We start from the raw sequence: 13,981 nt of genomic DNA, 5'->3' as shown, positions 1-13,981 counted from the left end.
CCCCCCCCCCCCCGAAGGAAGGAGGGGGGAATCGAAGGAGCGGGATCGCCTCATCGAATCAACCTATACGGCCAGATGAGAAGATTATCTTACGCTTTTGCATACCTTTCAAGTGGGGTGTGCTAAAAAAGCTAGCGGATCGCTTCTTTTTAAACATCGGCTTCAACCTGCTTTTCAACCGGTGCAGCCCCTCACCGCGGCTAGCCCTTCTGCGCCACGAGGTCGCGGGCGCGGGCGCTCGAGCGCTCCAACTGCTCGGCAGCCGTGCGCAGGGCCGCCACATCGGCGTCGTCCACCTTGTCGACCTTCTTGCCCAACAGCTTGCGAACGGCGGCCACATCGGCCTTGATCTGCTTCTTCTCGTCCTTCTCCAACTGCTTGCCCACCTGCGCGAGCGCTTGGTCGGCCTCATTCGCCAAACGCTGCGCCTCCTCGCGGGCCACCATGGCGTCGCGGCGCGCCTCGTCCTGCGACGCGTAGAGCTCCGCGTCGCGGATAGCCTGGTTCACCTCGTCGTCGGACATGCGGTCCGAGTCGTCGATGGTGATGGACTGCTGCTTGCCGGTGTCCAGGTCCTTCGCCGACACGGTGAGGATGCCGTTCGCGTCGATGTCGAACGTCACCTCGATCTGCGGCACGCCGGCCGGGGCGCGCTTGATGCCCTTGAGGCGGAACGTGCCGATGGCCTTGTTGTCGGCGGCCATGGGGCGCTCACCCTGCAGCACCTTCACCTCCACGCTCGTTTGGAACGCCGCCGCCGTGGAGAACACCTGCGAGTAGTGCACGGGCAGCGTGGTGTTGCGCTCCACGAGACGCGTGGCCACGCCGCCCACCGTCTCGATGGACAAGCTCAAGGGGGTCACGTCCAGCAGAAGCAGGCTGTTCGCCCGCACGAGCCCCGTGGACGCGCCGGACAGCGTGGCGGCTTGGATGGCCGCGCCGGTGGCCACGCACTCGTCGGGGTTGATGGAGGCCGACGGCTCCTGGCCCGTGAGCTTGCGCACGTGCGCCTGCACGGCGGGCGTGCGCGTGGAACCGCCCACCAGCAGCACGCAACCCAGCTCGGAGGCGGCGATGCCGGCGTCGTTGAGCGCCGTCTGCACGGGAACGGTCGTGCGCTCCACCAGGTCGCGCGTCATGTCGTCGAACGCCGCGCGCGTGATGGTGGCGTCGAGGTGCAAAGGGCCGCTCGCGTTCTGCGCGAGGAAGGGCAGGTTCACGTGGGCGGAATCGAGCGAGGAAAGCTCCTTCTTCGCCTGCTCGGCCGCTTCGCGCACGCGCTGCAGAGCGGCCGGATTGCCGCGCAGGTCCTCTCCGTGCTCGCGCTTGAACTGGTCGATCAGGTAGTTCGCCACGCGCTCGTCGAAGTCGTCGCCGCCCAGATGGTTGTCGCCCGACGTGGCCAGCACCTCGATCACGCCGTCGCCTATCTCGATGATGGACACGTCGAACGTGCCGCCGCCCAAGTCGTACACCATCACCTTCTGCGGCGTGCCGTTGTCCAGGCCGTAAGCAAGTGCGGCGCTCGTGGGCTCGTTGATGATGCGCAGCACGTCGAGGCCCGCGATCTTTCCGGCGTCCTTCGTGGCCTGGCGCTGCGCGTCGTCGAAGTACGCGGGCACCGTGATGACGGCCTGGGTGACGTCCTGCCCGAGGAACGCCTCGGCGTCGCGGCGCAGCTTGCGCAGGATCATGGCCGAAATCTCCTGCGCCGTGAACGCCTTGCCGTCGATGTTGACGCGCCAGTTGCTGCCCATGTTGCGCTTGACCGAGGCGATGGTGCGGTCGGGGTTCACCGCCGCCTGACGGCACGCGACGGTGCCCACCAGGCGCTCGCCGTCCTTCGAGAACGCCACCACGCTCGGCATGGTGCGCTCGCCCTCCGCGTTCGGTATGATGACGGGCCGACCGCCCTCCACCGTGGCCGCGCAGCTGTTCGTGGTGCCGAGATCGATGCCTATCGTCGCTGTCATGGTTCGTTTCCTTTCGATGATAGTTGGCCCGTACGGTGCCAGCCGTCTCAAATCGTCTGTTCTCGTTCGTTCGCCGCACGGTTAACCGAGTCGTGCGGTTTCGGCCGTCCTTCGTAGGGGCGCTCTCCAGAGCGCCCGTTCCGGCGAAGCCGGAAAAGCAACCGAGCGCCGCGTTTTCGCGCTCCGCGCGAACGGGCGATCAGGAGATCGCCCCTACGGGGATCGTCGCATGCGCAACATTTCCGCCCTTCGCAAACGAAGCATCCCCGCCTTCCCTAGAACCCGAACGGCATGCACATGCGGCAGATCGCCGGGCCGCAGCACCAGATGCCGCAGCAGATGGTCATGGGATCGATGCCCATGCTGAAGCCGCGCGCCTGGCCCTCCTGCTGGTAGGTTTGTCCCGCTTGCTGGAACTGCCGTTGGGCGCGCTGATAATCGGGGTTGTTCGGATCGAGGCGCACGGCGCGGCGTATCTGCTCTAATGCCATGAGCGAGTTGCCCGCGCCGTCGTTGGCGAGCGCGCTCAGGTAGTACCAGCGCGCGTTGCGCCCGTCGCTGGTCACCGCGTTCAGCTGGTCGATAGCCTGCTGGAACAAGCCGGCGTTTATGGCGTCGATCACGCTGCGGATGGCGGGGCTGTCGGCCGCCGACGCCTCGGGGTGGATGGGCTCGCGCGTGCCGGGCCCCGCGCCGCCGAAGCCGAACAGATCGTCGAAGTCGAAGCCGAAGCCTCCCGTCCAGCCGTAGGGGCCTTCGGAGCCGTAACCGCCCTGCCCGTTGCCGGGGCCGCCGTAGTTCGGCCCCGCTCCGCCGTACCCGGGGCCGCCGGCCGCGCCGCCCGGCCCGCCGTAGCCTGCGGCGGGACCGCCGTTGGCGGCCGCGGCGCGGCGGTCGCGCGCCTCGTACTTCTCCGGGTTCACGATGCGGTCGTACGCTTCGTTGATCTTGTTCATGCGATCGGCCGCGGCCGGATCGTTCGGATTCAGATCGGGGTGGTTCTCGCGCGCCTTCTTGCGGTACGCCTTCTTAACCTCGTCGAGCGAGGCGTCGCGGCTCACGCCCAACACGTCGTAAGGGTTCTCAACCACGGCGCGCCTCCTTGTCTTCCTTCGCTTGCTTCGCCAGCTTCTCTTCCTTCGCGCGGTACTTCTGCCACACGCCCGCGTACAGCACGCTGCGCAGCACGCGCGCATCCCGCTCGAGCGGCAGCTTCTCGAACGCCGCCGCGGCGTCGGCCGCCAGCAGCTCCAAGTCCTCGCGCACGTCCTGCGGCCGCGCATCCAAGGCGACGAGCGGATTGTAGTTGCCCGACGCGCGGTCGTCGTCCATGTCCAGCGCCGCGTCCATCACGTACACGAGCTTGCCCAACTTCGCGCCCAAACTGCGCAAACCGTCGGCCCAGAAGTCGTCGCGGTAGACGAACACCTCGCCCAGCAGCGCGCCGAACCGATTGGCCGCCGCGTCGGGAGGCGGCGCTTCGTCGGCGCTTTCCGCCGCCACGGCCGCCTGCTCGAGGCGCCCGATGTCGGCCAGGCCCTCCTCGATGGCCGCGCACGTGCGGGGGTGCCGCTCGCGCACGGCGCGGTACGACTTCTCCAACAGCGCGGCGTAGGCGCGCGCCCACCCGCTGCGGTCGTCGCTCCAATCGTCGAGGCACTTGTGGTACACCAGCGCCACCGTCATGTCGGCCGCGTAGTCGACGCATTCCGAGCACGCGTATTCATGCGGCTTCAACGGGTGCGGAGCGCAGCGCTTGCAGCCCCGCCGCTCCTCAGGCTCGTACAGCGAGCCCAGCAGCAACGCCAAGAACGTCATGTCGTAGGTGAGCGCGACCCGGCAGCGCTGTCCGCAGCGCTCACCCAACGCGCGGCACACGCCGCAGTACGCGGCATGGTAGCGCTCTCGCTCCTCCTGCGACAGATCCTCCATGCGGGGCATCACGTAACCGAACATGCTAGCGTCCCAGTTTCGCGGAAAAGGCGCTGAGGGCGCGCATGCCGGCGAGGATGGTCTCGAACGTTTCCGGCGGCTCCTGCTCGAACGCATCGCCGTAGCGGCTCCTGACGTCCGCGTCGATGCGCTCGAGCAGGGCGCGGCCCTCGGCGGTGGCGCGCAGCTCGTAGGAGCGGTGGTCGTGCTCGCTGCGACGACGCTCCGCCAACCCCCGTTCCTCCAGCTTGTGGAACACGCTGGAGAAGTTCGTGCGCAAGATGCCGGCACGCTCGCTCAACTGGGTCGACGTCTGCCCCGGCGTGCCCACCAGCTCAAGCAGCACGTGCATTTGCTGCAGCGTCACGCCGTGCTGCAGGCACACGGGCGCCACCGTATCGTGCATCAGCTTCTGCATGTTGCACGTCACGACGAAGAACTCGCGCCTGAAGTCGTTAATGTCCACCGTCGTCCCTTACGACTTCTTCATGGTCTCGGTCTTGCATTTCGGGCACACCACGCGCAACGTGCCCTTGCCGCGCGGAACCGACAGCACCGTGCCGCAGCCCTTGCACTTGAAGTAGCGCGTGGTTTTGCGGTTCGTCCACATCTTGCGCCTCAGCGCGAACCAGCGCTTGGGTTTTTCGGCGACACGCTCGAAGGCTTCGTTCTCCTTCGACCGGGCCGAAACGTTCTTCGAGAAGCTGCGCAGCACCGCCACCAGCAAAAACACCAGTGCGAACCACGACAACAGGTCGAGTCCGGGAATGATGGAGGCGAGGATGAGGATGATGCCCACGCCCATGAGGAAGTTCGACAACCCGTCCACGCCGTTGCGACCCTGCATCCACGCGGCCAGCTTCCACTGCAAACGCTCAAGAAAACCTCTCACGACGAACCTTCCCGCTCCTGCGCCCCGTCCGCTTCTCGGACGATGGAAGGCGAGGAAATGTATTTAGTTATAAAATAAGACTATTGCGATCGTTTTCCGCCGCCGTCACCCAATCAAGACCTTACCGCCACAAGACGGCCACAGCTTCTCGACGTTGCGCACACGAAGTGTGCGAAAAGCGACAGGGTCCGGCATGCGACGTGCCGGCAAGCGGACGGCCAGCGCCTCGCCAGGCGCTGGCCGTCGGGGTCGGATCCAGCTATAGGATGGTTTTCCGTGACGAGGATTGCCTCGGCGCTACTCGGCAGGGACGCCGTCGCGCTTCTTCTGCAGCTGTTCTCGACGGTTCATGCAGATGGACACCACGCCGCCGGCGGGGTTCAGGTACATGCTTTTGTAACCGCAGTTGCCGTAGCCGCTGCACGACCGGCATTTGATGTCTTCGATGGCAAAGCCGTCAAGTACCTCGTCGGTCAAGACGCGCAAACCGCGTGCGGCTTTCGGTATGCTCTTTATCTCAACCATGGAATCCTCTCTTATCTGCGAACGTGCTTTCCTACCAGTATAGCGCAACGCCCTTTCCTCCCCGCCCGACGCACGAGCGCCGAGGCGGAAAAGGCGCCGGATGCGCTAGTCCTCCACGCGGATGACGCTGGGCTCCTCGCGCAGCACGTCGTCGAGCTTGGCGATGTCGGCCAGCACGGCGCGCACGCTCTTCTCGCGCGCGATGTGGGTGACGTAGGTGATGTCGACGGTGTTGCCGTCCTTCTTGCCGCGCTGGATGACCGAGTGCACGCTGACGTTGTGGTCGGCGAACACGCCGGCCATGGCCGCCAGCACGCCGGAGCGGTCGGCCACGGCGAAGCGGATGTAGTACTTCGTCTTGAGCTCCTCCATGGGAACGAGCGGCAGCTCGTCGGTGCAGGTGCAGCCCACGAACGGCGGGATGCCCGCCTGCAGGTGGCGCGCCACTTCCAGCACGTCGCCCATGACGGCGCTCGCGGCCGGGCCCGAGCCCGCGCCCTCGCCGAAGAACATGGTCTCGCCCACGGCGTCGCCCACCACGTAGATGGCGTTGTACACGCCGTTCACGGTGGCCAGCTGATGGTTCAGCGGCAGCATGGTGGGGTGCACGCGCACGTCGATGCCCTCTTCGGTGCGGTGGGCGTGGGCCAGCAGCTTCACGCAGTAACCCATGTCCTTCGCGATCTCCAGGTCGAGCGGCGTGATGTTGCGAATGCCTTCGGCGTGCACGTCGTTGATGGTCACGCGCGAGTTGAAGGCGATGGAGGCCAGGATGGCGATCTTCGCCGCCGCGTCCAAGCCGTCCACGTCGGCGGTGGGGTCGGCCTCGGCGAAGCCCTTCGCCTGCGCCTCGGCCAGCACGTCGGCGTAAGGCATGTCGTCTTCGGCCATGCGGGTGAGCATGTAGTTCGTCGTGCCGTTCACGATGCCCATGACGGAATCGATGCGGTTCGCGATGAGCGAGTGCTTCATGGGGTCGATGATGGGGATGCCGCCGCCCACGCTGGCCTCGAACGCGATCTCCTTGCCGGCCTCGGCCGCCGCGCCCATGACCTCCTCGCCGTACGTGGCCATGAGCGCCTTGTTGGCCGTGACCACGTTCTTGCCGGCGCGCAGGGCGCCCAGCACCACGTCGCGGGCCACGGTGGTGCCGCCGATGAGCTCGATGACGATGTCGACGTCCGGGTCGTTCAGGATGTCCTGGTAGTCCTGCGTGAAGATGTCCTCCACGCCGTGCTCGAGCGCCTGCTCGGGGTTGCGCGAGCACACGCGCACCAGCTCGACGTCGATGCCGTAGTGGCGCTTGAACTCCTCGCCGTGGTTCTTCAGGATGTCGATGCATCCGCCGCCGACCGTTCCCGTGCCGACGAGCCCCAGTTTTACCGCCATGTTCGTTTCCCTTTCTTGGTTCCTAAATGTCCCGGCTCATGAGATCCGCGTACGTTTCCCGGCGCGTGGTCACGCGCGCCTCGCCATCCTTCACGAACACGATGGCCGGGCGCGGCTGGCCGTTGTAGTTGCTCGCCATAGTGTAGCAGTACGCGCCCGTGCCGAACACGCACACGATGTCGCCCAGGTCGGGATGCTGCAGCGGCATGTCGATGACCACGGCGTCGCCGCTCTCGCAGTGCTTGCCGGCGATGGTCACGATCTCGGTGCGCGGCTGGCCGGCCTTGTTGGCAATGACGGGCTCGTAGTTCGCATGGTAGAGCGCCGTGCGGATGTTGTCGGACATGCCGCCGTCTACGGCCACGTACTTGCGGATGCCGGGCAGCGTTTTCAGGATGCCCACCGTGTACAGCGTCACCCCCGCGTTCGCCACGATGCTGCGTCCCGGCTCGGTGAGCAGGCGCGGCTCTTTCACGCCGTGCTTGGCGCAGGCCTCCCGCACCGACGAGGTCACGATCTCGGCGAACTGGTCGATGGAAGCCGGCTGATCGTCGGCCGCGTAGGCGATGCCCACGCCGCCGCCCACGTCGAACTCGTCGATCTCGTAGCCGTACTCGTCGCGGATGCGGGCCATGAGCTCCACCATGATCTCCACGGCCTCGGGATAGGAGTGCAGCGCGAATATCTGCGAGCCTATGTGGCAGTGCAGGCCCGCCAGCCGCACGTTCGGTGCCGCGAGCACGTCCTTCACACAGTTGAACGCCCAGTCGTCGCGCATGTTGAAGCCGAACTTGCTGTCCTCGCAACCCGTGCGGATGTACTCGTGCGTGTCGGCCTCCACGCCCGGCGTGATGCGCATGTAGATGGCCTGCTCGACGCCCAGATCGCCCGCGATTTCCGAGATGCGCGCCAGCTCGATGCGGCTGTCGATGACGATGCGCCCCACACCCGCCTGGATGGCCTCGCGCAGCTCGAGCGGCGTCTTGTTGTTGCCGTGCACCACCACGCGCTCCATGGGGAAGCCGGCCGCCTGCGCCATGGCCAGCTCGCCGCCGCCCGACACGTCCAGGCACAGGTCCTCTTCGTTCACGATGCGCGCCATCTCCTTGTTGAGGAACGCCTTGCTGGCGAACGCGATGTCGGAGTTGGGGTAGCGGCTGCGGAACGCCTCGCGGTACGTCGCCATGCGGTGGCGCAGGTCGGCCTCGTCCATGACGTACAGGGCCGTGCCCATCTCATGCGCCAGCTCCACCATATCGACGCCGCCCACGTACAGGTGGTCGTCCTTCACGTCGGCCGTCATGGGCAGCACCGCGCCCAGGTCCATGGTCGTGCGGTTGTCGGGTTGTTTGCTCGTATCGGCTGCAGGGAGGGACATGCGTTATCCTTTCGTGTCCACCTTGGGTTTCGCCCAGTCTAGCATTGCCGCGCGAAAGGCGGTTTTCAGGCCGGTTAAAAAGAGGAATATTACACGGCGAACAGCATGTTTTGCGGAAGGTGAGAGCGTTTGCGACCAAGCATAATGACAAGCGCCGAGGTGAGCGCTACTCACTGGGAGCACACAAAGGGATGCGACTTGCAGATGCGAGCGGATGCGCTTGCAGGCGAGTCCGAATTCGCTGCTCAACATATTGCAGAATCGCTCTCTGCTCCTTATAATGCGGATTACCGGCGGTGCCCAGGACGGCGAGACTTAGGCAGCTACACCATCCAGCTCGGGCGGCGCGGGTTTTACGGGAGGCCGGGATTATTCCCGGCCTTTGCTTTCAGCTCCCTTGGATCCCTCCCTGCTTCGTCCGTGTTTCTTATAGTCCGTCCACAGATCGTGGAGGAAGCTCCCGATCGTGGCCACCGCTGCGTAGGCGTAAAGGATTTCTAGAACGTTGTTCATAGGCGCCACTCCCTTCATGGAAGCGCCACCCGAACACGGACACCGCCGGCGGGGAGTATTGTACGCTGCGAAATAAGCGATGTGAAGACACTGTAACCCCTGTTCAAATATTATTTTTCCACGCTATAAACATGCAAGCTTTTGGATGGGTTCAAGCAAGGTTTTTGCGGGGTTCCGGGGTAATTTATGCAAGGTTGGGACGGCGTTCGTGCAAGGTTCGTGCAAGATTCGGACGGTCAATATGCAAGGTTCCGACGGCAAAAGCACGGCAAACGCGCAAAATCAAGGTAGCGGATCGTCAAAAAGAGAGGCGCCCGACAAGAAACGTACGGAGCGCCCCTCTTTTCCACTACGCCGTTCGACTCGCCAGCGAGGTTTTCCACCACGCGAACGCAAGCAGCACCTGTCTCCACCGCAAAGCGTGCAAGGAGCCGAGCAAATGGCCCCTACGAAGATTACGCGAGCCCGAACAGCGCCAGCAGGCGATCCCAGATGCCTTGCTCGGGTTCCTCGACGGTCGGCTCTTCTTGCGTCGGGGCCTCGATGGGGTCGGTGGACATGACGAACTGCACGAGTGTGACGTTGGTGTTCTTCGAGCTGGTGAAACTGACCGGCTTGAAGTCGCTCTTGTCGTAGGACGCCATCATGGCGTCGATCTCCTGCTGCACCTTGTCGGGCATGCCCTGCACTTCCTGGTAGAGCGTGCCCGTGCCGCTGGCCAGCTGCTGCGCGCCGGAGGACAACTCGGACGCGCCCGAGGCGAGCTGGCCCGCACCCGAAGCCGCCTGATTGGCGCCGGAAGCGAGCTCGGATGTGCCAGACGCGAGGGAGTTGGCACCAGTGGCGAGTTCGGAAGCACCAGCAGAGAGAGCGGATGCACCGCCAAGGAGGCTATCGGCGTTATCAGCCGAACCGATGCCTGAAGCCGCGCCGTCGAGTGCTTCAGCAGCCCCCAGGGAGCCGGAAGCCGCGCCGATACGCCCGACCACGGCGCCGATGGCCTGCGCGGCCTCACGAACCTCGTTTGATTCGAGCGCCTGCTGCCTTGCTTGGTCAGGCGGCACCTGGGCATCGACAAGCGCCTGGTAAACAGCTTGATAGGTAAGCGTGTAGGCGCCGATGGCCACCTGCAGTTCCCGTTGCAGCCCATCGATGTCCTCGGCTTGGCTTCGCTGCGCTTGCGCTTGGGCCAACAAGCCATCTTGGTAGCGCGTCAGCCCATTCGCAAGCCCGCTCGCGCCCGATGCCACGCCCTGCGCTCCCGAGGCTACGCCGCTCGCTCCACCTGCCAGCTCGCCGGCACCCGAAGCCAAACCGTTCACGCCGCCGGCCACCTGCCCTACGCCCGAGGCCAGGCTGCCGGCACCGCTGGCAACGCCGTCGGCTCCCGTCTTGAGCTGGCCCACACCGTCGCCCAGCTGGCGGAAGCCCGATACCAGTTCCGTCGTGTCGGGCGTCTCGATGCCCATGGAGAACGGCACGGCCGCGAAGCTGACGCCCGCGAACGAGAAATCGCTCACCTGCGCCTCAACCTGGTAAGTGCCGTCCTTGCCCGGCATGCCGGTGAACGTGACCTGCGTGTTCGAGCCGGCCAGGGCGATCTGCCCATCCTCGGTCGATACGTCCTTGGCCTGATCGGACGCGAACGGCACGGTGATCTGCAGCAGGTAGTTGTCGAAGAAAGCCGGATCGACCGACGCGTTCTTCTTCGTGGCGATGGTAATGCGCAGCTTGCCGCTCGCGCCTCCCAAGTCGGCCGCATCGACGCGCTTGCCGTCCAACTCATAAGCTACCGACACGTCCCACGGCAGCGCCGCCGCGCCCAGATCGCCCTGGTAGCTCAGCGAGTCGCCGGCCACATCCACCGTCACGGCGTCGCCGTTTTGCTGGATGCCGCTCGCGTCCGTGAGGTTCTGCACGGAGTTGTACGAGCCGAAGTCCGTCACCGACCCCGCCGCAGTCGGTTTGAGCACGTTCACCACGTACACGCTGTCGACGGCGCCCCCTGCGGAGAGCCGCGCGTACACGACCTCCTCCTTCGGCGTGTCATTCGCCGCAGAGGCCGTCGCGCCCGACGCCGCACTGGCAGCGGTTCCGCCCGCGCCCTGCGAGCCGGAACCCTCGGCCGCCAGCGCCGGCACCAACCCGAACGACCCGCCGCACAGATAGAGCGCCAACGTCCCCGCCAGCGCGAGCGAGAACGCCGCACCTAGGCGCGCATGCGCCGCCCGCGCGCAGCGCGCCGAGTGCGGTGCGCGCGCTTCTCCATGATTCTTTTCCAGAAGCCTCATGAGCAAGCCTCCTTTTCCGTATTCGCATGCCGGTCTTCCATGAGGAAGCCCGCGCGCCACGTGGTCTTCGCGATGAGCTTGTCGAATATGAGCAGCGCGGCCGGCAAGAACGTGACCACGAGGAAGAACGAGAGCAGCGTGCCGCGCGCCAGCAGCACGCCCAAAAGCGACACGATGTTGTTGGTGGACGTGAGCCACAGCACGATGCCCGCCGAGGTGAGGATGCTCGCCGACACCAAAATGCTCTGGAACGACGTGCCCAGCGTGCGCGCCAGCGCCGGACGCGCGGGCATAGTGCGGCGGTGCTTGCGGTACGTGTCGGTGAACAGGATGGCGTAGTCCACCGTGGCGCCCAGCTGCACGGTGTTGATGACCAAAAATCCCAGGTAGTTCAGCGAGTCGCCCGTGAAGTACGGCACGGCCAGGTTGATGAAGATGGCCGACTCGATGGTGGCGATGAGTATGACGGGCAGCGTGGCCGACTTGAACGTGAGCACCAGCACCAGCAGAATGGCCGCGATGGCTATGAGGTTCGTGGTCTTGTTGTCCTCGGTCACCACGCCGCGCATGTCGTAGAGGCTGGCCGCCATGCCGGTGGCGAGGCCCTCGTCGCCGTACAGGTCGTGCACCGCGTCGCGCACCTGCTCCACCACGGCGAAGGCCTCCTGGCCTTCCGACTCCGTGTCGGCGTACACCACGAGCCGCGCGTCGTGCTCCGAGTAGAACTGCTCCACCACGGCAGGATCCAGGAAACCCGTGGGAACCTGCGCGCCCACGGCCGTGGGGTACGACAGCACCGACGTGACGTGCGGTATCTGCTCCAGCCGTTCGGCCAGTTCCAGCTCGCGGCCCATATCGCCCTTGGGCACCAGCACCACGGCGGGGGTGGACTGGCCGAACGCGGCGTTGATGGCCTCGGTGTCGCGCGCCACGCGCGTTTGGCTGCCCTCGGTCGAGCCCATGCCGTACGTGAACGACGTGTTCGCCTGCGCCAGGAAGCACGGCACGATCAGCAACAGCACCAGCGCGAACACGGGAATGCGCAGCGGCGCCAGAACCTTGCCCACGCCCTTGAACGTCGGCAGAAAACGGCGGTGCTTCGTCTTGTCGATGAGCTTGTAGGCCACCAGCGTGAACGCCGGCAGGAACACCACCACGCACAAGAACGAGAACACGATGCCCTTGCACAAGGTGATGCCCAGATCGGCACCGATGCGGAACTGCATGAATCCGAGCGCCGCGAAGCCGAACATGGTGGTGGCGGCCGAGGCGGCGATGGCCGAGAAGCTCTGCTTCATGGCGCTGCGCATGGCGAGCACGGCGTCGGGCTCGCTCTCGCGCGCCCGTTGGAACGCGTGCAGCAGAAAGATGGCGTAGTCCAGCGACACGGCCAGCTGCAGGATGGGCGCGATGGTGAACGCGATGTAGGACACCTCGCCCATGAAGATGTTCGTGCCCATGTTCAGCAACACCGACACGCCGATGGCCAGCAGGAAGAACACGGGCTCGATCCACGAGGTGGTGGACAGGATGAGGATGAGCAGGATGAGCGGCACCAGGATGGCGAACGCGTTGGCCACCTCGCCGCCGGCCATGGCCTTCGACTCGGCCGTGTTCACGGCTTGGCCGGTGGCGCTGCCGTTGTCGCCCACAATGTCGTAGATGGCCTGGAGCGCCTCGGTTTCCTCGCCCTCGACCACCGTCACGTCGAACAGCGCATGCTTATCGCGATAGTACTGATCGACGGCGGTGGCATCCAGCATTTCGAGCGGCGTGCCCAAATCCGCCACGTCGTCCAGCCACAGAACGCCCTCGATGCCCGGCGCGTTCGCAAGCCGCTGCTTGTACGCCAGCGCCTGCTCCACGTCCACGTCGTTCACCATGACGCGCGCGTTGGGAACCGAGGCGTCGAACTCGGCGTTCATCTCTTCGAGCGCCCGCGTGGACTCCGCGGACTCGGGCAGGTAGGAGGTCAGATCGTAGTTGATGGGCACGAACAACGCCGCGACGCCGGATAGCAGGGCGAGCGCCAGCGCCACCCCCACGATGGGCGCGCGGTGCTCCGTCACGAACGAGCTGAACCGTTCCACAAAACGCCTTTCTGCTGCAACGGCAACGCGGTGCGGCTGCGGGTCGCCGTACGGGACGACACGCGAGGCCGAGAGCCGCCGGAACGCGCAGGAACGACGCAGCAATGGGGCGGCGGCGCGGCCATGTGGCAACACCGTGTTGATTATCTTTCGCTAATACTGTTATATTGCATTATGCTGAATCTTCAACCGATGATCTTCCCCGATATGTCGGCAAACCGACACTTTCATCGTCGGTGTCGGACATCGGCGGAAAATATGCGTTAAAGAGATACGGACGCGCAGGCCGGGCGGGCGAAACGGCGTGAATGACGATGCGCGAACACATGCGAGCCAGGGAACACGCCCGCGCGAGTTGCACGGAAAAGCAGGGGCAAACTCGGCGCGAAGGCATACAAAGCAAGGACGGAGCGTACGGAAGGAGGGCGGGCATGAAGCAAGACCATCGGGTGCGGCTGACGAAGCTGCTGCTGCGCGAAGGGTTCCTCGACCTGCTCTTGGAAAAGCCCGTGTCGAAGATCACCGTGAAGGAACTGTGCGAGAAGGCCGACGTCAACCGCGCCACGTTCTACGCCCACTACCGCGACATCTTCGACCTGCACGAGGAGATAGAGCGCGACCTGGCGCACACCATCATGCGTTCGCTGAGCACCACGCTGCCCGGCAAGTCGCTGAGCGCGTTCAGCAACGAGATATGCCGCATCATCGTGGACAACGAGCGGTCGTGCCAAGCCATCTTCGGCGAGCACGGCGACCCCGAGTTCCCGCTGCGCGTGGTGGAGACGCTGCGCGAGAGCAGCGTCGCTCTGTGGCGCCAGCAGCGGCCCGAGCTGCCGGAAGCCGAGCTCGACCGCCTCTACACGTTTATGGCGAACGGTTGCCTCGCAGTGGTGCGCGCGTGGGTGCAAGACGACATGGCCGACAGCCCCGAGGACATCGCCCGTTTCATCGAAAAGATGACCGACAGCGGCCTGGCCGCGCTGTAGCTTTTCGTTGCT

Annotated in this window: 11 protein-coding genes; 1 reads left to right on the top strand and 10 read right to left on the bottom strand. The window is 65.3% G+C overall.

The annotated features are described in order from the left end of the window. Window positions 1–200: 200 nt before the first annotated feature. From dnaK to HCH03_RS02120, 10 genes are all read right to left on the bottom strand, one after another. Window positions 201–1,973, bottom strand: a complete 1,773-nt coding sequence (gene dnaK, locus HCH03_RS02165; protein WP_221688165.1) for a molecular chaperone DnaK — start codon at window positions 1,971–1,973, stop codon at window positions 201–203. 275 nt (window positions 1,974–2,248) lie between these two features. Next, complete coding sequence (locus HCH03_RS02160) at window positions 2,249–3,064, bottom strand: DnaJ domain-containing protein (RefSeq protein ID WP_221688164.1); 816 nt, start codon at window positions 3,062–3,064, stop codon at window positions 2,249–2,251. Continuing rightward, entirely contained in the window at window positions 3,057–3,929 is an 873-nt protein-coding gene (locus HCH03_RS02155; RefSeq protein ID WP_221688163.1) for a DUF5685 family protein, read from the bottom strand. The genes HCH03_RS02160 and HCH03_RS02155 overlap by 8 nt, the downstream gene beginning before the upstream one ends. Window position 3,930: 1 nt before the next feature. Then, window positions 3,931–4,371: a MarR family winged helix-turn-helix transcriptional regulator gene (locus tag HCH03_RS02150; protein WP_221688162.1), complete on the bottom strand. Its 441-nt coding sequence runs from the start codon at window positions 4,369–4,371 to the stop codon at window positions 3,931–3,933. Between the two features lie 9 nt (window positions 4,372–4,380). Beyond that, window positions 4,381–4,797 carry a hypothetical protein gene (locus HCH03_RS02145; protein WP_221688161.1) on the bottom strand — a complete coding sequence of 139 codons (417 nt, stop codon included), beginning with the start codon at window positions 4,795–4,797 and terminating at the stop codon, window positions 4,381–4,383. 297 nt (window positions 4,798–5,094) lie between these two features. Next, window positions 5,095–5,322, bottom strand: a complete 228-nt coding sequence (locus HCH03_RS02140; protein WP_185904100.1) for a hypothetical protein — start codon at window positions 5,320–5,322, stop codon at window positions 5,095–5,097. Window positions 5,323–5,427: 105 nt separating this feature from the next. Next, on the bottom strand, window positions 5,428–6,711 hold the full coding sequence (locus tag HCH03_RS02135; protein WP_221688160.1) for a homoserine dehydrogenase: 1,284 nt from the start codon (window positions 6,709–6,711) through the stop codon (window positions 5,428–5,430). Window positions 6,712–6,733: 22 nt separating this feature from the next. Beyond that, a complete protein-coding gene (gene lysA / locus HCH03_RS02130; protein WP_221688159.1) occupies window positions 6,734–8,089 on the bottom strand; it encodes a diaminopimelate decarboxylase in 1,356 nt (451 codons plus the stop codon). 968 nt (window positions 8,090–9,057) lie between these two features. Continuing rightward, window positions 9,058–10,893 carry a hypothetical protein gene (locus HCH03_RS02125; RefSeq protein ID WP_221688158.1) on the bottom strand — a complete coding sequence of 612 codons (1,836 nt, stop codon included), beginning with the start codon at window positions 10,891–10,893 and terminating at the stop codon, window positions 9,058–9,060. Continuing rightward, the gene (locus tag HCH03_RS02120) at window positions 10,890–12,983 is read right to left on the bottom strand and encodes an efflux RND transporter permease subunit (protein WP_221688157.1); all 2,094 of its coding nucleotides are present in this window, start codon (window positions 12,981–12,983) and stop codon (window positions 10,890–10,892) included. The genes HCH03_RS02125 and HCH03_RS02120 overlap by 4 nt, the downstream gene beginning before the upstream one ends. A 431-nt stretch (window positions 12,984–13,414) precedes the next feature. Here HCH03_RS02120 and HCH03_RS02115 point away from each other — a divergent pair, with 431 nt between their 5' ends. Next, on the top strand, window positions 13,415–13,969 hold the full coding sequence (locus tag HCH03_RS02115) for a TetR/AcrR family transcriptional regulator (protein WP_185904095.1): 555 nt from the start codon (window positions 13,415–13,417) through the stop codon (window positions 13,967–13,969). Window positions 13,970–13,981 lie beyond the last annotated feature (12 nt).

Origin of the sequence: Gordonibacter massiliensis (ex Traore et al. 2017), from assembly GCF_019731765.1 — a bacterium.
Classification (GTDB): Bacteria; Actinomycetota; Coriobacteriia; order Coriobacteriales; family Eggerthellaceae; genus Gordonibacter; species Gordonibacter massiliensis.
Note: the sequence above shows the minus strand (reverse complement) of the source record. Positions and strands in the feature narration are given on the sequence as shown.

Coding starts and splice junctions, on each gene's coding strand:
- dnaK (WP_221688165.1), bottom strand. CDS start 1,973: ATGACAGCGACGATAGGCATCGATCTCGGCACCACGAACAGCTGCGCG.
- HCH03_RS02155 (WP_221688163.1), bottom strand. CDS start 3,929: ATGTTCGGTTACGTGATGCCCCGCATGGAGGATCTGTCGCAGGAGGAG.
- HCH03_RS02140 (WP_185904100.1), bottom strand. CDS start 5,322: ATGGTTGAGATAAAGAGCATACCGAAAGCCGCACGCGGTTTGCGCGTC.
- HCH03_RS02135 (WP_221688160.1), bottom strand. CDS start 6,711: ATGGCGGTAAAACTGGGGCTCGTCGGCACGGGAACGGTCGGCGGCGGA.
- lysA (WP_221688159.1), bottom strand. CDS start 8,089: ATGTCCCTCCCTGCAGCCGATACGAGCAAACAACCCGACAACCGCACG.
- HCH03_RS02125 (WP_221688158.1), bottom strand. CDS start 10,893: ATGAGGCTTCTGGAAAAGAATCATGGAGAAGCGCGCGCACCGCACTCG.
- HCH03_RS02115 (WP_185904095.1), top strand. CDS start 13,415: ATGAAGCAAGACCATCGGGTGCGGCTGACGAAGCTGCTGCTGCGCGAA.